Origin of the sequence: Veillonella parvula (genome assembly GCF_040094895.1) — a bacterium.
Lineage (GTDB): Bacteria > Bacillota > Negativicutes > Veillonellales > Veillonellaceae > Veillonella > Veillonella parvula_L.
In genome coordinates this window covers 347,296-369,738 of record NZ_JBBNGV010000002.1, presented here as the reverse complement: position 1 = coordinate 369,738, position 22,443 = coordinate 347,296, and the positions used below count along the sequence as shown (strand labels likewise).

The window sequence follows — 22,443 nt, the reverse complement described above, 5'->3', positions numbered from 1 at the left end:
GGAGCACTATTGTTATGACAGATAAAGAATTAAAACAGTTAAAAGATACGTTATGGCACTCTGCTGATGTGCTTCGAGCTAGTGCTCATTTAGCTGCGAATAAATATGGTCAGCCTATTCTTGGACTTATCTTCCTTAGATATGCAGATATTTTATACAAACAACATAAGGAAAATATTGAGGAGGAGTATAATCGTCTTAAAGGCGGACGTATGGAAAAGTCCATCAAAGAAATCTCTATCGAGAAGTGTGGATTCTATCTTCCTGAATGTGCTTATTATGACTTTATCAATGACGCACCAGATGATGCTAGTAAAGCTACTCTTGTAAAGAATGCTATGGAAGCAATTGAGACTGAAAACCCTAAAATGGATGGTGTCCTTCCAAAAGAAGTATATGCTCAGCTTGTACCAGAAGAAGAGCCAGAACTTCTCTCTAATATCGTACGTATTTTCAAAGATATTCCAGAAAATAGTACAGTCGATATCTTTGGTGAAATCTATGAATATTTCTTAGGTAACTTTGCCCTTTCAGAGGGGAAGGGTGGAGGAACATTCTACACACCTGCAACTGTTGTAAGATATATGGTTGAAGTATTAAATCCTCAGCCCGGTGAAAAGAAGTTCTTAGATCCGGCTTGCGGTTCTGGTGGTATGTTCGTACAGGCCGCACGATATATGCATAATCACAACGCCAGTGAAAGTGAGCAGATGAAGTTCCGTTGCTATGGTGTTGAAAAGGAACCTGATACAGTAAAACTAGCAAAGATGAATTTGCTCCTTAATAATATCCGTGGTGATATTATACAAGCTAACTCATTTTATTCTGATCCATATAATGCATTTGGACAGTTTGATTATGTAATGGCTAATCCTCCATTTAACGTAGATGAGGTTGTGGTTGAGAAGGTTTCTGACGATGCACGTTTCAATACATATGGAGTGCCAAGAAACAAAAGCAAATCAACAAAGAAAAAATCTGACAAGAAAGAAACTGTGCCAAATGCCAACTATTTGTGGATTGGCTATTTTGCGACTGCCTTAAATGAGAATGGTAAGGCAGCACTTGTTATGGCTAACTCTGCATCTGATGCATCCGGTTCAGAATATGATATTAGAAAGAAAATGATTGAAGAAGGTGTCATCTCACAGATGGTGACACTTCCTTCTAATATGTTCTCATCAGTTACACTTCCTGCCACCCTTTGGTTCTTTGATAAGCAAAAGCCAAACATAGATAAGAAAAATGAAATCTTGTTTATTGATGCAAGAAATGTATTCACACAGGTTGACCGAGCACACAGAAAGTTCTCTGATGAGCAGATTAAGAACCTTGGCGTTATTACCAAGCTTTATCATGGAGATACACAAGCTCTTGTTGACTTGATTGATGAGTATAAAATTGAACTTGCCAATGCTCCAGACGCATCTGATGATAAGGAAGTTCTTACAAAAGCATATTGGCAGTCACAAATTGACTGGTTAACTGAAAGATTCCCTGATGGTGTGTATACTGATGTTATCGGTCTTTGCAAAGCTGCGCCAATGGATGGTGAAGACGGAATCATTGATCAGGATTACTCTCTCAATGCAGGACGTTACGTTGGTGTGGTTCTTGAAGATGATGGTTTAACTCAGGAAGAGTTTAAAGAAGAAATGCGCTTCCTTAATTCTGAATTTACTTTTTTAAGTGCTGAGGCAAAGAATCTTGAAGAGCTCATCGCAAATAATCTGAACGGATTGTTGGGTGAATGATATGGAGACAAAAGAAGTAAAATTAGGCGATATTGTTAAGTATAACAAAGGATATGCGTTCAAAAGTAGTGAATATACTGACGAAGGTGTAATGGTTGTTCGAGTAACGGATTTTACGTTAGACTCTATTAGTGATGCTGATGCAGTATATTTAGCACCAGACGATAGGTATGACAAATTTATTCTGAAAACTAATGATATTTTAATTCAGACGGTAGGATCGTGGGCAAATAATCCTAATTCAATTGTTGGAAAAGTTGTAAGAGTACCAAAACAGTGTGATAGTGCATATCTCAACCAAAATATCGTTCGAATTATACCTAACAATGACTTTGATAATACATACTTATTTTATGCACTTAAGGCAAATCAATTCTCAACATATTGCGTTTTACGTGGACAAGGCGCAGCTAATCAAGCAAGTATTACCTTAGATACTATTTTTAGATTTAAGTTCAAAGTACATAATTTTGCTGAGCAAAAAAGGATTGCAGATATTCTAACAACTTACGATAACCTCATCGAAAACAACAACAAGCGAATCAAGTTGTTGGAGCAAATGGTAGAGAATCTATATAAAGAATGGTTTGTAAGATTTCGCTTTCCGGAATATGAGAATGTGGAATTTGTTGGTACGCTCCCAATCGGATGGCAATATCAACCTATTTCAGAATCGATGGATTTCTTTGATTCCCAGAGAGTACCTTTAAGCTCTATGCAAAGAGATGAAATGGAAAAAATATATCCATACTACGGAGCAGCAAAGTTAATGGATTATGTTGATGATTATCTATTTGACGGAGAATACTTGTTATTAGGTGAGGATGGAACTGTTGTTACTGCGGATGGTTTTCCTGTACTTCAATTAGTAAATGACAAGTTTTGGGTTAATAATCATGCACATGTTATAAGAGGAAAAGGTAATATTTCAACACGATTTCTTTATTTGACGTTTTGTAGATTCCCTATAACTGGTGTTGTTACAGGAAGTGCTCAACCAAAGATTAGCAAAGGGAGATTGGAAAAATTGAAAATCTTAGTTCCAGATGTAATAACAATGGAACATTTCAATAATTTGATAAATCCAATGTTTGATGAAATCTATGTATTGAAGAAACAGTTAATACGAATTACAAAGCAAAGAGATATGCTGTTACCACGCTTGATGAGCGGAAAACTTGAGGTTTAAGGAGGTGTTCATATGCGTAATTTTATATCTGAAGATGATATAGAACGGGCTATACTTTCAATATTAAAAGCTGAACCGTTTAAATATGATATCCTCATTTGTGATGCTTCACCGGATAAACGAGATGTATTGCCTGATGGTACAGGCAGAAACTCTAAGAAGGAATGTATCCTTCCTGATGTGATGCTGACCTCTCTGAAGCGTATCAATCCTACTATCGAAGAAAATAAAATTAAAGAGATCGTAAAGACGTTAAGGCAAGATTGTACAGGGACGGACATTGTAGATACGAACTACAAATTATATAGACAAATCCGCAATAATATAAAAATCACAGTTCGTAGAAACGGCAAGGAAGATTTTGATTTTGTAAAATTGATAGACTTTGAACATCCGGAGAACAACACTTTCACAGCGGTATCTCAGATGTGGATTCAGGGGAAGGTTTACTACAGAAGACCGGATGTTCTTATCTTTGTCAATGGTATGCCTCTTGTGTTTATTGAACTAAAAAATAGCATTGTTAAGGTTGAAGAAGCCTACAACAAGAATCTCAAAGATTACATGCGGGATATTCCGAATCTCTTTGCATTTAATCAGATTTGTGTGCTTTCAAATGGTTTGGAAACGAAGCTTGGTGCATTTAATGCGACCTATGACTACTTCTTTGAATGGCTCAAAATTGATAGCGAAAAAGAGAAGCTAGACAGAGAAGCCATTCTTGCTGCTGATAATGTTAAGGATAGCTCTGTCAGATATTTTGTTGATGGTCTTCTTAACAAAGATAGACTCATTGATTATATAGAAAACTTTATTCTCTTTGAAAATCAGAGAATAAAGATTATCGCTAAGAACCACCAGTACTTAGGCGTAAATAATCTGATGGAATCAGTGGAGAACAGAAAAGAGCTTAACGGTAAACTTGGTGTCTTCTGGCATACACAGGGTTCAGGAAAATCCTACTCTATGGTTATGTTTGCCCGTAAAGTGAAGCGTAAGATTCAAGGTAATTTCTCGTTCCTCATTATCACAGACCGTGAAGATTTAGATACACAGATTCATAAGAACTTTGTGCGTACAGAGGTTATTGGTTCTAAAGAAGAATGCCAGCCAAAGGATAGCAAGCAGTTAAGAGATTTCTTGACTACCAATAAGGCGTTTATCTTTACGCTGATTCATAAGTTCAGATATGATAAGACAAAGAAATATCCAGTGCTTTCTACTCGTGATGATATTATTGTCCTTGTTGATGAAGCACATCGAACACAGTATAAAGACTTAGCAGAGAACATGAGAACCGCACTTCCGAATGCTAACTTTGTGGCATTCACAGGAACACCTCTTCTTGGCTCTAAACGCCTTACAAATCAATGGTTTGGTGAGTATGTTTCAGAGTATAACTTTGCACAATCTGTCGAAGATGGCTCTACTGTACCATTGTTCTATTCTAGACGAGTTCCGGAAGTTGGCCTTGAGAATGACTTCCTTGACGATGACGTTGTGGACATTATCGAAGAGGAAAACCTTAATGAAGACGAAACTCGCCTATTGGAGAATGCATCCTCTCGTATTTTAGAAGTTATTAAGCGTGATGATAGATTAGATAAAGTGGCGCAAGATATTGCTTATCACTTTCCAAGACGAGGATTCCTTGGAAAAGGTATGGTTGTGTCTGTTGATAAGTATACTGCTGTCAAAATGTATGACAAGGTTCAGCATTATTGGGCTATAGAAAAGCAGAACATCATGAAAGAGCGAAACAATGCTTCTACGAGAGAAAAGCGTAATCAGCTCACTCGTATTCTTGCTTATATGAATAAGGTTGAAATGGCTGTTATCATTTCAGAGGAAAATGATGAAGAAACCAAGTTTGCTAAGCAAGGATTAAAGATATCTGAACATCGTGCAAAGATGAAAGAAATCACACCGGACGGCAGAGATATTGAGGATAGATTCAAAGATCCTGATGACTCACTGCAACTCGTATTCGTTTGTGCCATGTGGCTGACAGGGTTTGATGTAAAGAACTTATCTACACTGTATCTTGATAAGCCAATGAAAGGCCACACGCTGATGCAGGCAATTGCTCGTGCCAATAGAGTGTATCCAGGAAAACCTGCCGGAATCATTGTAGATTATGTCAATGTGTTTAAATACATGAAGAAGGCATTAACAGAATATGCCACTGGTGATGACGGAACAGAATTCCCTGCAAAAGATATTGACCAATTAATCAGCTATATTGACGGTACAATCTATGAAGCAGATTCTTTCTTATTGTCTCTTGATATTGATTTAGAAAAGATAATTGCTGATTCTAATACACTGGATCAATTAGATGCATTAAGAAATGCTTATGATACTATCGTTGCAAAAGATGATGATAAAGAAAAATTTAAGGTTATCCTTAATTCTTTGACAAATCTATACGAAGCATCAAAGCCGGAAATCTTTGAGAAGCATTGGAGCAACGATAAGTTTTTACCACTTGTGTATTTGCATGGTCTCTTATATAACACTGTTAACGATGAAAAGGTTGCTCGTGCTAGACAAAAAATGAATCAAATCTTAGATGGTAGTGTCACCGCGAGTCAAGAGTTTGTAAACTATGTACGGGAAAAACCTGCACAGTACATGATAAAAGGTACAAAGGCTATTGATCTTTCTAAGGTTGATGTTGATCAATTGAGAAAAGAAATCAAGGTTGCTAAGTATAAAGCTATTGAGATTAACGACTTGAAGGAATACATTGAGCAAGCACTCGAACAGATGCTTAATAGAAATTGTACGAGAACTAAATTCTCCGAACGTTTCAAGCGAATTATTGACTCCTATAATGCAGGTGGCACTGAAAACGAGGATTACTATGAGCAACTTGTAAAACTTCTCGAAGAACTTCGTCAGGAAGATAATCGTGCAAATACAGAAGGCCTTACAGAAGAAGAACTAGAAATCTTTGATTTGCTTATTGCTGGAAAAAAGGTGACAAAGGATGAAGAGCAAAAAGTAAAACTCTCTGCCAAGAATCTTTATAAGAAGCTAGCCGATAATCGTAATAATCTTCTTGTAGTAGATTGGTATAAGGATGAACAGCCAATTGCTAAGCTAAAATATGAGGTAGAACTATCCTTGAATGATGATTTGCCTGAAAGTTATGATAAAGTATCTTTTGACTCTAAGGTGTCTTTACTTATGAATCATTTTATGGATATGGCAGTACAAGGATATGGATGGATTGGTTCTATTTAATTTCCGGAAAAACTTATAATTTCTATTTTATTCACAAACACAGTGTTATAATAAATAAAAATTGTTGTTTGTGGAGTGTGATATCGAATGTATGAAATTGTAAATGAACCAAATTTAACAATTGCTTTTGATATGGATACAGAGTTATCTCAATTTGGTGTGTTTGGCATATATATTAAACAGGGCTATAATATTTGTGCTGGATATATTGACTCTAGTGATTGGTCAGGAATTCGTGCTGGTTATAAAGAATTAGTTGACTTGTATGAAAACTGCAAAGGTAAAGCAACCTTTACATATATTCTGACGGGAGAAGGGGATACGCTAACATTCTTTTTAGACCAAAAGGGTGCTTTAACAATGGATGTTACTATCTGTACCACTTGGAATTACAAATGTAATATGACTATTGAAAGTTTAGATCAAACCTATTTACCGAGGTTTATTGAGTTTTTCAAAGAGTTTTTGGAACGAGAGCCAAAATAAAAAGAGCCGCATCTTTGTGATGCGACTCTTTTTTGTACCCAGTTTCTATATACAATTATTTTGTAACAACTTTAAGATCTACAGGGATTTTAGCTTCTACAGCTTCGCCTTTGATAATTTTTTGAGCTGTATCGATAGCGATTTTACCCATTTGGTCTGGTTGTTGAGCAATTGTTGCAGCCAATGTGCCGTCTTTAACAGCTTTGTCTGCGTCAGCAGTACCGTCGAAGCCTACGATGAAGATTGTTTTGCCTGCGGATTTAGCTGCTTGGATAGCGCCCAATGCCATTTCGTCGTTATGAGCGAAGATAGCTTGTACGTCTGGGTTAGCTTGCAAGATGTTAGTTGCTACGTTCAAACCTTTTGTACGGTCGAAGTCAGCGCTTTGTTTTGCCACTACTGTTAAGTCTTTGTCAGCTACGTTGTGGAAGCCTTGGCCGCGTTCACGAGTTGCGGAAGCACCAGGGATACCTTCGATTTCAGCTACTTTTGCAGCTTTGCCAACTTTATCAACGATAAGTTGAGCTGCCATTTCGCCGCCTTTTATGTTATCGGAGGCGATGTGAGCCACTACTTTGCCTTTGTCAGCAGAGCGGTCAACAGTGATGACAGGAATGTTTTTAGCATTTGCTGCTTCTACGGAAGTAGAGATAGCTGCAGAGTCTACAGGGTTGATGATCAATACGGATACGCCGCTTTCAATTAAGTCGGAAATATCGTTTGCTTGTTTTGCAGGGTCGTTTTGAGCATCAACGATTTTAACTTTAAGACCAAGCGCTTTAGCTTGAGCCTCAACGCCTTCTTTCATAGTTACGAAGAATGGGTTGTTCAATGTGGAAACAGAGAAGCCGATGGTGCCGGATTTTTTGTCGCCGCCGCCATTATCAGCGCTTTTACCACAGCCTGCTACAAGACCGATAACCATGATAGCCATCGCCAACAGTAACAATAGTTTTTTCATAGGAACCTCCTAAGCTTTCTTGCGGTCTGCAAGAACAGCCAGTAAAATAACAATACCTTTTACGACTTGTTGATAGAAACTGGAAACGTCGAGAATATTTAACCCGTTGTTAAGGGTACCGATAATTAGGGCACCAATTAATGTGCCAACGATATGACCACGACCACCAGCAAGGCTTGTACCGCCAAGAACTACGGCTGCGATAGCGTCAAGTTCGTAGCCTGCACCTGCTGTAGGTTGTGCAGAGTTAAGACGAGAAGTGATGATTGCACCGGCGATACCACAGAGCATACCCGTTAAGGCATACACGAAGATTTTAACGCGGTCAATCTTGATACCAGCAATGTAACTAACCTTTTCACTGCCACCTACGGCGTATGTTTTACGGCCTAAAGATGTGCGGCTCAATACGAACCAGAGGATGATGAAAGCTAAGAACATTGTGATAGCTGGAACTGGAAGGCCTGCGATATCCCCTTGGCCAAAGCCGTGGAATAGAGGATCTTGGGTAAGGCCGGAGATTGGGTTACCGTCTGTGAATACTAGTGTCGCACCACGGTAGATTGTCATGGTCGCCAAGGTCGCAATAAATGGAGCTACGCGGCCATAGGTAATAACGAGACCGTTAATACCGCCCAATACGAGGCCGGCACCTGCAGCTAACACGATAGCCAGAACAGGGTCAGTGCCCGTTACGATGAGGTTGGCCATTACTGCACTAGAGAGAGCGAGAATGGAACCAACGGATAAGTCGATACCGCCCGTTAAGATGACGAAAGTCATACCAAAGGCGATAATCGCATTGATGGATACTTGGCGTAACAAGTTACGTAAGTTAGAAAATTCAAGGAAACTGTCGTTCATGACAGAGATAATTACAAATAATAGGATGAGGCCGATGAGGGGGCCTAATTTTTTTACATATTGTAGAGCTTTGCTGTCCATTATTGTCCTCCTGTAGCTAATGTCATAATCGATTCTGGTGTTGCTTCGTTGCGGTCCAAGATACCTGCTACGCGGCCTTCGTGAATGACCATAACGCGGTCGCTCATGCCCAGCACTTCAGGTAACTCAGAGGACACCATGATAATGGACACACCATCGTTCGTTAATTCGTTCATTAAATCATAAATATCACGTTTCGCGCCGATATCGATACCCCGCGTTGGCTCATCCATGATGATAATGGATGGTTTTTTACCGACCCATTTAGCGATAACAACTTTTTGTTGGTTACCACCAGAGAGGGAGGACGCCGCTTCGTGAATAGATTGTGTTTTAACACCTAGCTTTTTAGACAATTCGTCAGCAAAGGAATTGAGTTTACTCTTATCTAGTACATGAGATGGACAAATCTCGCCAAGGTTTGGCAATGTAATATTGGAACCGATGGAGAAATCGAGAATCAAGCCTTCGCTCTTTCTATTTTCTGTGATGAAAGCAATGCCGGCTTTGATGGCATCTTCTGGTTTTTTACAGTTTAGAACGGAGCCGTTAACTGTTACAGTACCGCCTTTGTGTTTATCTACACCAAAAATGGCACGCATAATTTCTGTACGGCCAGCACCCATAAGGCCTGCTACGCCGAGAATTTCCCCTTTGCGCAAGGAGAAGGAAATGTCGTTGTCAAAACCTTCTGGTTTAAGGTTGTCGATGCTCATTACTACTTCGCCTGGTGTTGTGGTACGAGCAGGGTAGAACTCGTCGATAGAACGACCTACCATGTGGCGTACCACTTCGTCTACAGAAATTTCAGCAGTGGACTTCGTAATAATTGTGTGACCGTCACGCATAACCGTTATAGTGTCACACTCGCTAAACACCTCTTCCATACGGTGAGAGATGTACACGATAGCCACACCGCGTGCTTTCATTTTGCGCATCATGTTAAACAATGTCGCCGTTTCACGCTCTGTAAGGGCCGCTGTCGGTTCGTCCATGATGACAACCTTTGCATCTAACATCAAGATGCGAAGGATTTCCGTCATTTGTTGGTGACCAACGGAGCAAAGACCTGCCTCAGTCGTGAGCGGCAATTCGATGCCTAGTTCGCGACATGTGTTTTCAGCCTCAGTGAGCATCGCCTTTTTGTCGAGCATACCAAATTTGTTGCGCTTTGGTCTCATTAAATATAAATTTTCTAACAATGTTAGATTTGGCCAAATGTTGAGCTCTTGGTGGATGAAAGCTACACCGTTCAGCTCGGCCTCTCTTGGGTTTGGGAAGGTGCGCTCTACACCGTCGATGGTGATCGTACCGGCATCCGCCTTATGAATACCGGTGAGGATGTTCATGAGGGTGGACTTGCCAGCACCGTTTTCGCCCATCAAAGCATGAACCTCGCCCTCCTTGAGGGTAATACTTACATCGCGCAGCACTTGGTTTGTGCCAAATGCCTTCGCAATGCCTGACATAACAATTTCCATAACTACTCCTATATGACTGGTGAAAGTATATCTTAATCTATTATTCTACGGACGATCGCTGAAAATACAATCGGCACGCAAGATAATGTTGGCATACGGAGATGCTTCACCAGTTCTAATAATGCATTTGCATTGTTTGGTTGCTTCTTTAAAAGCATCGTGGCTCGTCTTAATCCATTCGTATTGATCGGATGGGAACGTAGACTCCAAAAAGTCATAAGCTTCAGGATTATTCTCTTTAATTTCTTTTGCCACATGAATCGCTTCAGACTTCATATGCTTAGCGATGATGGATACTACTTGCTCAAAGCTTGGTATGCCAAAATCTAATGCTAAGTCGATTTTTTGAACCCCTTCAGGTACTGGCAAACCACAATCGGCGATACAAATCGTATCTGTGTGGCCGAGATCTGCAAGAACCTTAGCGATATGGCTATTTAAAATGCCCTGTCGTTGCATAGATAACTCCTTTTTCTATTCAATAGGTTAATTCTCTGCCAAGAATGCAGCGACCTCCTCCTTCGTAGGCATACCACCTTGGGCGCCTAATCGTTGGATGGAGAGGGCTGCTGCTGCATTGCCGTAGTGTAGAGCGTCGGCTAAGCTTTTACCATTAACGATAGCCGTTGCAAAGGCACCGTTGAATGTATCGCCTGCACCTGTTGTATCTACTGGTTTCACCTTGAAACCGGATACGGTGTGAATGTTACCGTTGTCGGCGTAGCCTACGCCTTTGCTACCGAGGGTAACGATGATTTTATTTTCGTTAGCTAATAATGTTTTCTCTGTAGATTGATTAGGGTAAAGCGCTGAAAGCTCGTGTTCGTTTGGCGTAATATAGGTTGCCAATGCTAACCACTCAGGATCGAGGTCTGCCGCTGGAGCCGGATTTAAGAGGACTTTCACATTAGCCTCGTGACAACGACGAACGATGTATTCAATCGTTGGAATAGGAATTTCGTTTTGAACCATTACGAGATCCGCTTGCTCGATAGCTGACCAAGCGTTATCTACTACGGTTTGATCTACCTTAGCATTTGCGCCACTGATAACGATGATACTGTTATCACCTTCCGCCAATGTAATGTGAGCCGTACCAGTTGTTGTATCTGGAACAGTGACGATGTAGTCCGTATTGATATGATTTTCTTTTAGATTATCCACAATCATTTGACCGTAAGCATCTTGACCGATGCAACCAACCATGGTAACCTCTGCACCTAATCGGGCAGCTGCTACCGCTTGGTTGGCACCTTTGCCACCGTGAGCGATGTGCAATTCTTTGCCCATGATTGTTTCGCCTGCAGTAGGGCGTTTGTCCGCGAGAACTACAATATCCATGTTGCAACTGCCAATAACAACAATGCGATTCATAATAACTCCTTAATTCGCCTCTGCCCTAACTGGGACTAAAAATGACTATCATTTATTTTTATACATAAAATCTTGCACATTTTATACAACGAACTGTATATATAAATATAATTGATAATCTAAGAGGCATTTGCTTTCACATACCTATAAGTGTATATTAATCATTTATTAGTATAGCGTAAATACGTGAGTTTATCTATATAAATATCTATAAAATGTAGGAATAAAAAAGGTATACCCAAAATCTATGTTACATGAGTAAAAATGTACTCTTTAGATCTTGGATATACCTTATTATTAAAGAATTAATATATTATACTATTTATATTTTATCTAACATTTTATCTATACTATCAAAAGATTTCTCTAAAGATAGAATACGACCTTGAATGATGTCATTTTGGCCTTGTACAAGAGCAGATAATATATCTACCTTAGCTTGTAAAATATTAGTTGCATTATCGTCAATATTTATTGTATTACTGTAGCTTTTATCTATTTTCATAGTCTATCAGGCCTTTATTGTTAATATAGCTATATATTAGTGAAAGCTTGGTTTGTCATAGTGTGTACCTGGTTCACCTACACCGATGCTTGTGCGGTGGAAAGGCGTTTCATCCGCAGCGTGTAAGATATCAAAGATGGCTTTTACCACTGCTTCGCGTGAAACTTGGGCATCGTTGAATTGAGCCCCTTCAGGGATGAGTTCGTAATCAGTTTTCTCTGGATCATTGTAAAGCCATGTGAGGCGCAAGATGGTGTAATTTAAGTTGGATTCGCGTAATACATTGCGTGCTTGGCGCTCACCTTGAACATAGCTAATCGGCAAGTTATCGAAGGTCCATTTTTCAAGTGCTACAGGGAATTCACCAGAAAGTCCAGCCATGGACACACCGATAACACGGCGTATATTTTTGCGGCTCAATGCTTTCACGATGGAAGCCATATCACTGCCAGACTCCATAGCACCTACAAATACAACCTCCGCATTTGTTACAGCTTGTTCTAATTTACCAGGATTTTGGAACGAACCTTCAATCACTGTAACACGTTCATGGTCGATAATCTCTGGAGGTATACGTGTTTTCAACTGACGACCATATAATGTAATGTGCATATCTGTATATGTTAATAGTGTAGCAGTCAACTTTTGAGCTATTTGGCCCGCAGCTCCTAAAATCGTAATATACTTATACATAAAAAAGACCTCCTATGTTCGGGCATAAATATTTAATGAAATTCTAACATACATATATGACAAATACGTGAGAAAAAATTATAAAAATCTTTGTATTATTTTCGTAATTTAATTGATGCTTAACATTTCATTTGTTGTTTTTAGCTGTGCAAATCGATTCCGCCAAATCTTTTCTTTGTAAAAGGATAGGATTGTATCGGCTGGTAGATACTCATTATCAAAGGTTGAGATAGCATCTTCGACGATGGTGATATTATAACCATACTCAAAGCCTACTTTCACAGATGTATCAATGCAAAATTCCACTTGCATTCCTACAAATGTTACATCGGTAATATTTTTTCGGTTTAAATATTCCTTTAATTCAGTATCCTTGAAGATGCTATTGTAATATTTATTGAAAATCTTTTCGTTTTCTTGAGGCTTTAATTCATGATAGACTTGCCAATTATCGCTACCTATTGCTAATAAGCCTTCATCTTCAGAATGTCTGATAAAAATGACTTCTATATTTTGATCTCTAAAATGTTGAATGATTGCTTTTGTATTTGAGATAAAGTTTTTGGCATTGTAAGGGTTTTCCTTAACTAAGCCTTCTTGTATATCGATTACGATTAATGCTTGTGCCATGATATATTTCCTTTTTTATTCGTAAATAAGTATCTATGCGCATTATATCATAAGTATATAATAAGAAAAGGAAGAAAGAAGTATCATAGATGTTGATAGTAATTTTAAAGGGTGCTGTAAAATTTAATGTTGAATTTACGCGATAATTTAACTACAATAGTGATAAGATATTAGAAAAATGAGTAGTATATCACTAAAGTACTCTGGAGGTGATAGTATGCCGAATATAAAACCTATTTCAGATTTACGAAACTATTCTGAAGTTTTACGTGATGTTACTATAGATAGTCCCGTATTCTTAACTAAAAATGGTAGAGGCCGATATGCAATTATGGATATTCAAGATTATGAACGTCTAATGGCTACGATAAAACTTATGGGCGCTTTAGAGACAGGTCGTAAATCTGGTGAAGAACAAGGCTGGATTTCATCAGAGCAACTAAAGACTGAATTGGGGATTTAATTATGAATAATCAAATTAGCTATGCACCAAAAGCACGAGAAGATTTGCTAGAAATAAAATCTTTTATAGAAGAAGAAACCGGTGATATTGAGTTAGCTAAGAAAACCGTTTTGGATATAGTAACTACGAATGATTCGTTGAGTATATTTCCAGAAATGGGGCAGCGATTATTGATTAATCTAGGAAGTAAAATTGAATACAGATATTTACTTTGTCATAATTATTTAAGTTTTTACCGTTATTTAGATCGGACTATCTATATTGATAGAATATTAAACAGTAGACGTAATTATCTTAGAATATTATTAGATGAAGTACATTAGTTCTTAAAAGCACTATCATTAATAGATGGTGCTTTTTTTATGGGCTTTACTTGAAGTCCCTTGATAGTCTCTAGGCTTTCACAAATTCTCGAAGAATGATAAAATAAATCCATATATATTTTTATAGAAATGAGGCTATTATGGAACGGATTCAAGATCTTGTGTACACGCATGTGCAGGGTGGCCAGTTTAGATGGGTTACTGTCAGCACATTGATGCTCGCATTGGGCACGATTTTGCATTTGGTGAGCCCTAGTGTGGCTGGGGTAACGCCGAACTGGACGATTGCTACGTACTGCGTAGCTATTTTATTGACTCGTCCTAGTTTGAGTCAAACTTTGGGGATTGGCCTAGTAGCAGCCCTCATCAACGTATTGACGTCTAAGTCCGCATTCCCATACGGCAACTTGTTGTCCGAACCAGGTGGTGCTTTGACGGCAGCTCTAGTGACGCGCGCTATGCTGTCCATGAAGTTCCGTAAAATTGGGGGCTTCGATTTGACGCCAATCTTATCTGGATTCTTGGCAACCGTTGTATCTGGCGGTATCTTCGTTACCATTTTGTGGCAAGTTCTGGGTTTGCCAGACAATGTGTACATGTACGGTATGTGGCCGATGGTTCTTATCGTAGGTGCTTTGAATGGTGCCATTACGCCGATTTTATACATTCCAGCGCAACGTTTATTTTCTAAACGTGGCATGTTGCCAAGTGCAGAGGAATTGGGCTCCGATCATAGTCACTTAACGATCTTGCCTGAGCGCCAAGCTAAGATTTCTATTGAGCACGTAAATTACTACCATCCTAAGGCGACTACGCCATCTCTTGAAAACATCAATCTCGATGTACATGATGGTGACTTCTTAGTGGTAACTGGTCCTGCAGGTTGTGGTAAAAGCACCCTTTGCATGGCGATGGTAGGTGCGGTGCCTAAATTCTACGGTGGACGTCTAGAAGGTATGGTCTTCGTAGATGGCCAAGCGACCACGCAAATGGAAATTCCAGAACTAGCGAACCATATCGGTGTAGTTCTCGCCGATTACGATACACAGCTCGTAACGATGACGGTTCGTGAAGAAGTGGCCTTTGCCATGGAAAACCGTGGTTATGATCGTGAAACGATTACATCTCGCTCTCAAGAGGTGTTTGAACAAGTTGGTCTTGTGGGATTAGAAGACCGCAAGATTACAAGCTTATCTGGTGGCCAACGCCAACGTTTGGCTATCGCTTCCGTATTGGCTACGAACCCAACCGTACTTGTTCTTGATGAACCGACTAGCTCCCTCGATCCAGATGGGACCGCCGAATTATATCGCCTCGTAGGTGATTTGAACCAAAAACACGGTATCACCGTTGTCGTTATAGACCATGATTTGCATGCTGTATTGCCGTACGCTAACCGCATGGCCCTCATGGTGGATGGCTCTATCGCTTGTGACGATGATGTACCTACTACGCTTCGTTACATGTACGAACATAATATTCATGTTGATGCATTGCCATCTGTATTTACAACCTATATGGAACTAGAACAAGCCGGTTTCCACAGTGATGAACCTTGGCTCAGCATCGAGTCTGCTATCAAGGGCTTGCATCAAATTGAAATGGCTCATGCTATTCAAACCGAGGTACATGGTAAAAGCAACTCTCCAGCTAATCAAAGAAATATAGTAGATAATTTTGCTGATTATTCTAATATAGTAGAAAATAGACAACCAGTTCAACGTGTTGATGATGTACCAGGAAAGGACGGTGGCGCTCATGCTTAAGGTTGAAAACATCCGCTTTGGCTATGTGCCATCCGTAGATATTTTCCGAGACGTGACTTTCACCATCGAAGGAGGCGAATATATCGCCATCGGTGGTCGTAATGGTTGCGGTAAAACGACCATAACTCGTTTACTCGTAGGTCTCGAAAAGGCTAGCGAAGGCCGCATGTATTATAACGGTAGGGACATTACGTCCATGCCGCCGTCTAAACGGGGGCAATTTATCGGCTATGTATTCCAACAGCCAGATCGTCAAATGTTTAGACCGACTGTAGCCACTGAGGTTGCCTTTGGTCCTGAGTCTTTGGGTCGCACTAAATCCGAAGTGAAACGCATCGTTGATGAAGTATTGAAACGTACCGGTATTGCTCACTTGCGTGAAGCATACCCTCCGACATTGCGCCGTGGTGAAAAGCAACGCGTAGCCATTGCTTCCGCATTGGCTATGAAGTCTAAAATCCTCATCCTTGATGAGCCAACAAGTGGTCAAGATGGTAAGGAAACAAAAGAGCTATTAGCATTATTGCGTCAGCTCAATGCAGAAGGCATTACGATCCTTCTCATCACACATGATATGGAAATCATGGCTAGCGAATGTAGCCGTGCTATCATCATGGGCAACCAAACCGTAGCCTTTGATGGCAGTCCAGAAGAATTATTCAAAAAGTCTACGGATGAATTGCAAGATTTAGGCCTTACGAAACCGCCAAGTGTAGAGCTTTCACTAGCGGTACCATCCTTGGGCTATTGCAAATCTATGGATGAATTGAAATCTAAGTTAGTGGCTCAGTTGAGCGGAAAATAGGAGGGACATATGGGACGTTTAGTACCGTTAACAAAAATCTTGATGACCCTCGCCGTATCCGTGTGGGCCATCCTGTTGCGCGACTGGGTATCTCTATTGGTATTAGTCGTAGTAGAACTCGGTGTATTGTTTGTAGCGGGTTTGTTGTTCAAACAACACAAAGCAGTGTTGGCATTAACTAGCTTTGCCGTATTTCTTGGTCTTATCCAATTCCTCGGCAGCGGCGATGTAACATCTGCCATCGTATCTGGCTTACGTATGCTCGCTATGACACTTGTGTTCATTGGACTATTGGCAACTACAAAATTGCAAGACCTTACGGCAGCGCTCGTAACACAATGCAAAATTCCTTACGAATATGCATTTATGTTCACTGCTGCTCTTCGTTTTGTGCCTGATTTCATTGCTGAAAGTCATGCTGTACAAGAGGCACAAGCTTGCCGTGGATTATCTCTAGAAGGCAACTTTATTAAACGCATCAAATCTTATGTATCCGTTATCCAACCATTACTGCTAAAATCCTTGGGACGCTCTGAAACAATGGCGTTATCATTGGAACTACGTGGCTTCGGTGGTCCAACACACAGCTTTGCTGCATCCGTAGGATTGAAAAGAATCGACTATACTGTGATTGTTGCTTTAATTGCTATTACAATACTTTTATTTGTTATTGTGTAATAGATAAAATTATATAAAAAGGACGAGTTGTAGCTCGTCCTTTTTCTTTACTTATTTTCTATATATTAGGGGCTCACTTAGTAGTTATGTACAGGAGATTTCTTAATGATTCTGAGGATATAATTTCTTGGTGGCTATCGTGAAATTTATAATTTATGAATGTTTCATGTTCTTTTTAAGAGAAAATTATAAATCTTTGTTATAGTGAAGTTATTAATGTGTTATGTGTTTATATAAGGTGTGAGTACAATGAAAAAATTATTATTGTTTTGTCTTTGGTTAGTTGGTATTTTAGGGGTATCTACTGTAGCTAATGCTGAAGATGTATGGGTATATAGCTCTTCAAATAATAACTATTATATTGATACTAACTATGTGGGTGGTGCAAAAACTGCTGATATATATGCAGTAGTTAAAGTAATACATCCAGGTAATACGCCGTTTGGAGTTGAAAGATATTCCTTTGGTTATAGTGAAGGTAATTGGTATTATTCTGTTTTTGATGGATATTCTTATAAAAAAGGGAAGGTTAGTGATTCTGAAAAAGTAAGTAAGGCTTTTCAAGTTGTTAAACAGCAGCTTAATTTGAAATATTAAATTTAAGAACGGTTTCTATAACTGATTTGATAGTTATAGAAACCGTTTTGTTCTTATTGTTGCAATTTTCTTTTGAGTGTATCTAATGGATCTCCAGACTTTATTGTTACACGTTTTGGAGGATCAATTACTTTACCATTTTCAACTACAAAATAAGTATCATTATTTTGTATATCAATCATGATGATATTTTCATAGCTAACACCATTGGGTAATACTGATTTGATTGCAACAACTATATTACCTCCAGGAAAATATTGAATTCGATCGTTATCATAGTAAAGTGAAGCATTTTGACTATTGGATGTTAAGTAAACCCAATTTACAGCTGAAGCGTGATTAACGAAAAAGCCTGTAAAAAGAATAAAAAGTGATATAGTAAGTATTTTTCTCATACTATTTACTCCTATGATTAAAATGTCTTATAGAATTGATTTTGGAATAGTTTAGTAGCTACAATATATGAAGGTGAATTAATAGCTGATGGAAATATGAAAGTGCCTTTAATATCATCTATTTGTACACGGCTATGATTTATTTTTCCATTTAGGTAGTAAATCGTTGTTGCATTCGGTCGCCAGTTAATAGAGCGACGATTTTGGTCGAAAAAATAGGAGTTTTCATTTCTGTATATTCTGCCTTGTTTATAATTTACAGAATATGCAGTCGCATTAATAATAAAGAAGTGATCTTGGTTACGTACAGTTTTTATTGTGCTTGTTTCTATATAAATATCTTCTGTATTATTTGAGAAAAATAAGGTATATGTTTTATTATTGGCTTGTAACTCTTCTATTGAAACTGCATTAGCTGTAGATGTTACTAGTAGTATTGCAAAGGAAAATAAAAGCAAAAATTTTTTCATACTAATTCTCCCCTTATAAAAATTAAAATAATGCAAAATTCATGTTATGTTCATCAATGATAGAATATCAGAAAAATGTACTATAGTAAATGATGTATTTGTTTTACGTCTTACAATAATGAGAAAGTATCATTATTAATTTTTGAGGTTTATTCGTATAAGGCGTAAAATAGTAGATACATGTTTAAGAAAAATAACAATAAATAATATAACGTCATAAGAGGATTAATATATGAGTGAATTAGCAATACGACCAATTACAAAGGATGATGTATCTCTTTGTTTAGATATTTATAATTACGAGGTTGTGAACGGCGTAGCCACGCTTGATCTTGAACCTCGTACATTGCTAGAGTGGCAGGAGTGGTTTGATGCGCATAAAACGTCTGAGCACTGCATTTTTGTAGGGCTTATGGACGATGTTGTGGTAGGCTATGCATCGCTTTCACCATATAGAACAAAGGATGCTTTTAAAAGTACGGTGGAGTTATCTATTTATATCCATCAAGAGTATCGTGGCAAAGGTATAGCATCTAAATTGATGGCTCATATATTAGACCATGCGAAAGAAACGGAAACATTACATACGGTGGTATCTGTCATTACTGCAGGAAATGCAGCAAGCACAGTGCTACATGAACGATTTGGGTTTATCTATTGTGGGTTAACGCCGCAAGTGGGATTCAAACATGGTAAATATCAGGATACCGAAACATACGCATTATTGGTATAATAATTAGTATAGGAAAACATAGATATTAATACGTTATACTAATGATGTATAGATTATAGATAAGGATTCGCCAAGGGGTAGGGCGAATAGGGGTGATTGAATGAATATGAAAGACGAAAGGCAGTTCGTTGGATACAGTAAGTATCGCAGCCGTCTTGTGGACGGTCATGTACATACGGAATTGTGTCCACATGGTAGTGGGGACCGAACTGCGATGATGATTGAAAAGGCCATCGAGTTGCGTATAGAAAAGGTATGCCTCACAGAACATGCACCATTGCCAACAGCTTTTGCTGCAGAATACGGTGGTGATAAAAAGGCCTATGATACAGCGTCTTTGAAATTGAATCAAGTTGATGCCTATTTAGAGCTAGGTCGTCAATTACAACGTGCGTATGGCACACATATCGATATCTCTCTCGGTTTTGAAGTCGATTATATTCCAGGCTTTGAATCAGATATTCAAGAGTTCTTAGATCGCTACGGTCCGTTGACGGATGATAATATTTTATCCGTTCACTTTATGGAAGGCGTTAATAATTCTTTTTACTGCTTAGACTACAGTCCTGAAGAATTTGAGAAAGGCTTCGGACCGTGGATTGAAAAACAATATGAGTTATATTACAAGTATTATTCTACAGTGCGCCAAGCCGTGCGAGCTGACCTCGGTGAATATACACCTAAACGTATAGGTCATTTTGATTTGATAAAAAAATACCAACACCACTTTGGCTTTGAACGTCATTTAGATCGTCGCAATGCGCAGGTGGTGAGCGATATTTTGCATATTATGCGCGTCCAAGGTCGCGAACTAGACTATAACATGAGCGGCTTCTTCAAGCCAGACTGCCGTGAAATGTACCCAAGCCGTTTCATCCAAGGCATGGCGGCTATCATTGGTGTGCCATTTGTACTGGGATCCGATGCACATAGCGTGGCAGATATAGAAAACGTTTGGGGATAGCATCAAATCATTATTATAGTAAATACATGAAATATTAACGGTTCTATTGACAATTCTATAGAACCGTTATATTATGATTTCATACTTTAATAAAGTAAAGCGATAAAATAGAAAAGCATCGATATAGGTAAATTTTTTCTCATAACAAATTGAATAGCTAGATGATTTAAACCGTCATATAACTTAAATGGTTAATACAGATGATATATAGCTTTCAAAAATATGAGAAATGATATAGATCAAATGATAGAAAGGATGTTTACGATGGTACAGCAGCAATTACCTACTGGTTTCCGTGATGATATAGGGATCGTAGCGGAGCGCAAGGATGATGTGAGTCAATATGTGCTCGGTCTTTGTCGAAATCGTCAATATACAAAGATTTCTACGCCTCTCGTAGAGTACAAAGATGTATTCAATGGCTATGCAATGGGGCGCGGTCAACATATGTACGAATTCATGGATAGTTCTGAAGCATCCGTCGTAATTCGTCCCGATTTGACGATGCCTATCGGTCGTTTCTTGGCGACTACTAATATTGAATTGCCTCGCACGTTCTATTACTTGGGCGATGTGTTCATGAAAAATAAAAAGCACCGCGGCGATGTGAACCAAGTGACGCAAGGTGGTATCGAGATGGTGGGCTATGATGGGATTGAGGCAGAGCAAGAGTGCTTCAAGATCATTAAAGAGGTAAATGAAACTCAGCTAGGTGGTAGCTTATTGCTCGAAATTGGTGATGCTCGATTCTCTCGTGCTATCACCGATGCGTTAGGACTCAGTGATGAGGAAAGAACAGAACTTCTCGAGGCTTTGTTCACCAAATATTTACCTCGTTACAACGAGTTGATTGCTGACTTTAAAAATAGTGCGTTGTTCCCATTCCTCAATGTGTGGCCTCGTTTATTTGGTACGGTTCAAGATATCAAGGATGAGCTGAACCAAATCATCTTGCCTGCAGCGGCGCAGCGCATTTTAGATAATCTCATAGACATGGCAAACCAAGTGGAGCAAACAGGGCAACAGGTCCGCATCGATGTGTCTACAGAACCGCCTCAATCTTATTACACAGGTATTACCTTTAGAGGTTATGTGGACGGCGTGTCTCAATATATCGTCAGTGGTGGTCGTTATGATGGACTGTTATCTAGCTTTGATGGTACACCGATGCCGGCCGTTGGGATGGCTTTCAACATTGATGTCTTGACTGATATTACCTTGCAAGGTGAAAGCAAAGTGCAGGATAACGATACATTACGCATCGCTCTTACGAAGGGCCGTGTAGAAAAGGATTTTATTCCTCTCCTAGAAGCCTGTGGCGTAGATTGTGAATCATTACATAATAAGGCACGTAAACTTATTATTTCTTTGGGCGATTTTATGGAGGTCATCCTCGCAAAAGGGCCGGATGTAACGACGTATTTGAAAAACGGCGTTGTGGACCTCGGTATCGTCGGCAGTGATGTATTAGATGAACAAGACGATACGAGCTATGAAATGCTTGATTTACAAACGGGTAAATGCCAATTTATCTTGGCTTCTTTAGCAGGCTATGACCCTAAAGAAGGCCGTCGTCAACGAATTGGTACGAAATATCCAACTGTTACAAAACAATACTTTGGAGCTCAAGATGTAGAAATCATCAAAATTGAAGGCTCCGTTGAGCTGGCTCCACTCGTAGGGTTAGCTGATGCTATCGTAGACATTACGGAAACGGGTACAACTTTGCGTGAGAATAATTTAGAAATTTTCGACTGGTTGCAACCAATTTCTACACGCCTCGTAGCCAATCCATTAGCTTTAAAACAAAAGAGAAATACTATTTTTAAACTCATTGATCAGCTTTCAGAAGCAATTAATACATAAGATGTAGAGTGAATCATATATCCGGCTAGTAAGATTTAGGATTAATAGCAGATAAAACTGTTAATATATGGAATGAATAATAGAAAATGAATACTAGATCTAACTAGTGATACTGA

At 39.0% G+C, this 22,443-nt stretch carries 23 protein-coding genes; 13 read left to right on the top strand and 10 right to left on the bottom strand.

The genetic code is table 11. The annotated features are described in order from the left end of the window. Positions 1-14: 14 nt before the first annotated feature. From AAAT26_RS05675 to AAAT26_RS05660, 4 genes are all read left to right on the top strand, one after another. On the top strand, positions 15-1,754 hold the full coding sequence (locus AAAT26_RS05675; protein ID WP_316062514.1) for a type I restriction-modification system subunit M: 1,740 nt from the start codon (positions 15-17) through the stop codon (positions 1,752-1,754). Between the two features lies 1 nt (position 1,755). Next, on the top strand, positions 1,756-2,943 hold the full coding sequence (locus AAAT26_RS05670) for a restriction endonuclease subunit S (protein WP_316060149.1): 1,188 nt from the start codon (positions 1,756-1,758) through the stop codon (positions 2,941-2,943). A gap of 12 nt (positions 2,944-2,955) precedes the next feature. Further along, positions 2,956-6,192, top strand: a complete 3,237-nt coding sequence (locus tag AAAT26_RS05665; RefSeq protein WP_349208979.1) for a type I restriction endonuclease subunit R — start codon at positions 2,956-2,958, stop codon at positions 6,190-6,192. A gap of 87 nt (positions 6,193-6,279) precedes the next feature. Further along, positions 6,280-6,678 carry a hypothetical protein gene (locus AAAT26_RS05660; protein ID WP_316584329.1) on the top strand — a complete coding sequence of 133 codons (399 nt, stop codon included), beginning with the start codon at positions 6,280-6,282 and terminating at the stop codon, positions 6,676-6,678. Between the two features lie 55 nt (positions 6,679-6,733). Here the strand turns inward: AAAT26_RS05660 and rbsB are convergent, their stop codons facing one another. The 8 genes from rbsB to AAAT26_RS05620 form a co-directional block, all read right to left on the bottom strand. Continuing rightward, on the bottom strand, positions 6,734-7,639 hold the full coding sequence (rbsB, locus tag AAAT26_RS05655) for a ribose ABC transporter substrate-binding protein RbsB (RefSeq protein WP_316584328.1): 906 nt from the start codon (positions 7,637-7,639) through the stop codon (positions 6,734-6,736). A 9-nt stretch (positions 7,640-7,648) separates the two neighbouring features. Next, the gene (locus tag AAAT26_RS05650; RefSeq protein ID WP_004694241.1) at positions 7,649-8,584 is read right to left on the bottom strand and encodes an ABC transporter permease; all 936 of its coding nucleotides are present in this window, start codon (positions 8,582-8,584) and stop codon (positions 7,649-7,651) included. Then, entirely contained in the window at positions 8,584-10,065 is a 1,482-nt protein-coding gene (locus AAAT26_RS05645) for a sugar ABC transporter ATP-binding protein (RefSeq protein ID WP_316689585.1), read from the bottom strand. Before AAAT26_RS05645 ends, AAAT26_RS05650 begins: the two co-directional genes overlap by 1 nt. 45 nt (positions 10,066-10,110) lie before the next feature. After that, entirely contained in the window at positions 10,111-10,524 is a 414-nt protein-coding gene (gene rbsD / locus AAAT26_RS05640; RefSeq protein ID WP_316584326.1) for a D-ribose pyranase, read from the bottom strand. A gap of 27 nt (positions 10,525-10,551) precedes the next feature. Continuing rightward, entirely contained in the window at positions 10,552-11,439 is an 888-nt protein-coding gene (rbsK, locus tag AAAT26_RS05635; RefSeq protein WP_316689586.1) for a ribokinase, read from the bottom strand. Positions 11,440-11,761: 322 nt separating this feature from the next. Further along, on the bottom strand, positions 11,762-11,944 hold the full coding sequence (locus AAAT26_RS05630) for a hypothetical protein (protein WP_012863713.1): 183 nt from the start codon (positions 11,942-11,944) through the stop codon (positions 11,762-11,764). Between the two features lie 36 nt (positions 11,945-11,980). Next, positions 11,981-12,637 (bottom strand): NAD(P)H-binding protein, encoded by a 657-nt coding sequence (locus AAAT26_RS05625; RefSeq protein ID WP_004694229.1) that lies wholly within the window; start codon positions 12,635-12,637, stop codon positions 11,981-11,983. Between the two features lie 108 nt (positions 12,638-12,745). Next, the gene (locus AAAT26_RS05620; RefSeq protein ID WP_278470126.1) at positions 12,746-13,267 is read right to left on the bottom strand and encodes a cysteine hydrolase family protein; all 522 of its coding nucleotides are present in this window, start codon (positions 13,265-13,267) and stop codon (positions 12,746-12,748) included. Between the two features lie 217 nt (positions 13,268-13,484). Between AAAT26_RS05620 and AAAT26_RS05615 the strand changes: the two genes are divergently transcribed. From AAAT26_RS05615 to AAAT26_RS05590, 6 genes are all read left to right on the top strand, one after another. After that, positions 13,485-13,730 carry a type II toxin-antitoxin system prevent-host-death family antitoxin gene (locus AAAT26_RS05615; RefSeq protein WP_004694224.1) on the top strand — a complete coding sequence of 82 codons (246 nt, stop codon included), beginning with the start codon at positions 13,485-13,487 and terminating at the stop codon, positions 13,728-13,730. Positions 13,731-13,732: 2 nt separating this feature from the next. Then, positions 13,733-14,053 (top strand): type II toxin-antitoxin system RelE/ParE family toxin, encoded by a 321-nt coding sequence (locus tag AAAT26_RS05610; RefSeq protein WP_278470128.1) that lies wholly within the window; start codon positions 13,733-13,735, stop codon positions 14,051-14,053. 140 nt (positions 14,054-14,193) lie between these two features. Then, complete coding sequence (locus tag AAAT26_RS05605; RefSeq protein WP_316584321.1) at positions 14,194-15,819, top strand: tryptophan transporter; 1,626 nt, start codon at positions 14,194-14,196, stop codon at positions 15,817-15,819. Beyond that, on the top strand, positions 15,812-16,624 hold the full coding sequence (locus tag AAAT26_RS05600) for an energy-coupling factor ABC transporter ATP-binding protein (protein WP_118091118.1): 813 nt from the start codon (positions 15,812-15,814) through the stop codon (positions 16,622-16,624). Before AAAT26_RS05605 ends, AAAT26_RS05600 begins: the two co-directional genes overlap by 8 nt. A 9-nt stretch (positions 16,625-16,633) precedes the next feature. Then, the gene (locus tag AAAT26_RS05595; protein WP_316584320.1) at positions 16,634-17,302 is read left to right on the top strand and encodes an energy-coupling factor transporter transmembrane component T family protein; all 669 of its coding nucleotides are present in this window, start codon (positions 16,634-16,636) and stop codon (positions 17,300-17,302) included. 249 nt (positions 17,303-17,551) lie between these two features. After that, complete coding sequence (locus tag AAAT26_RS05590; protein WP_316584318.1) at positions 17,552-17,899, top strand: hypothetical protein; 348 nt, start codon at positions 17,552-17,554, stop codon at positions 17,897-17,899. Positions 17,900-17,952: 53 nt separating this feature from the next. Here the strand turns inward: AAAT26_RS05590 and AAAT26_RS05585 are convergent, their stop codons facing one another. Both AAAT26_RS05585 and AAAT26_RS05580 read right to left on the bottom strand, forming a co-directional pair. Then, on the bottom strand, positions 17,953-18,294 hold the full coding sequence (locus tag AAAT26_RS05585) for a hypothetical protein (protein WP_316584316.1): 342 nt from the start codon (positions 18,292-18,294) through the stop codon (positions 17,953-17,955). 17 nt (positions 18,295-18,311) lie between these two features. Then, positions 18,312-18,764 carry a hypothetical protein gene (locus AAAT26_RS05580; RefSeq protein WP_316584314.1) on the bottom strand — a complete coding sequence of 151 codons (453 nt, stop codon included), beginning with the start codon at positions 18,762-18,764 and terminating at the stop codon, positions 18,312-18,314. A 232-nt stretch (positions 18,765-18,996) separates the two neighbouring features. Between AAAT26_RS05580 and AAAT26_RS05575 the strand changes: the two genes are divergently transcribed. The 3 genes from AAAT26_RS05575 to hisG all read left to right on the top strand — a co-directional run bounded on the left by AAAT26_RS05575 (position 18,997) and on the right by hisG (position 22,327). Then, complete coding sequence (locus tag AAAT26_RS05575) at positions 18,997-19,497, top strand: GNAT family N-acetyltransferase (RefSeq protein ID WP_316584313.1); 501 nt, start codon at positions 18,997-18,999, stop codon at positions 19,495-19,497. Between the two features lie 100 nt (positions 19,498-19,597). Further along, the gene (hisJ, locus tag AAAT26_RS05570; RefSeq protein ID WP_287541814.1) at positions 19,598-20,461 is read left to right on the top strand and encodes a histidinol-phosphatase HisJ; all 864 of its coding nucleotides are present in this window, start codon (positions 19,598-19,600) and stop codon (positions 20,459-20,461) included. A 264-nt stretch (positions 20,462-20,725) separates the two neighbouring features. Continuing rightward, on the top strand, positions 20,726-22,327 hold the full coding sequence (hisG, locus tag AAAT26_RS05565; protein ID WP_316594322.1) for an ATP phosphoribosyltransferase: 1,602 nt from the start codon (positions 20,726-20,728) through the stop codon (positions 22,325-22,327). Positions 22,328-22,443 lie beyond the last annotated feature (116 nt).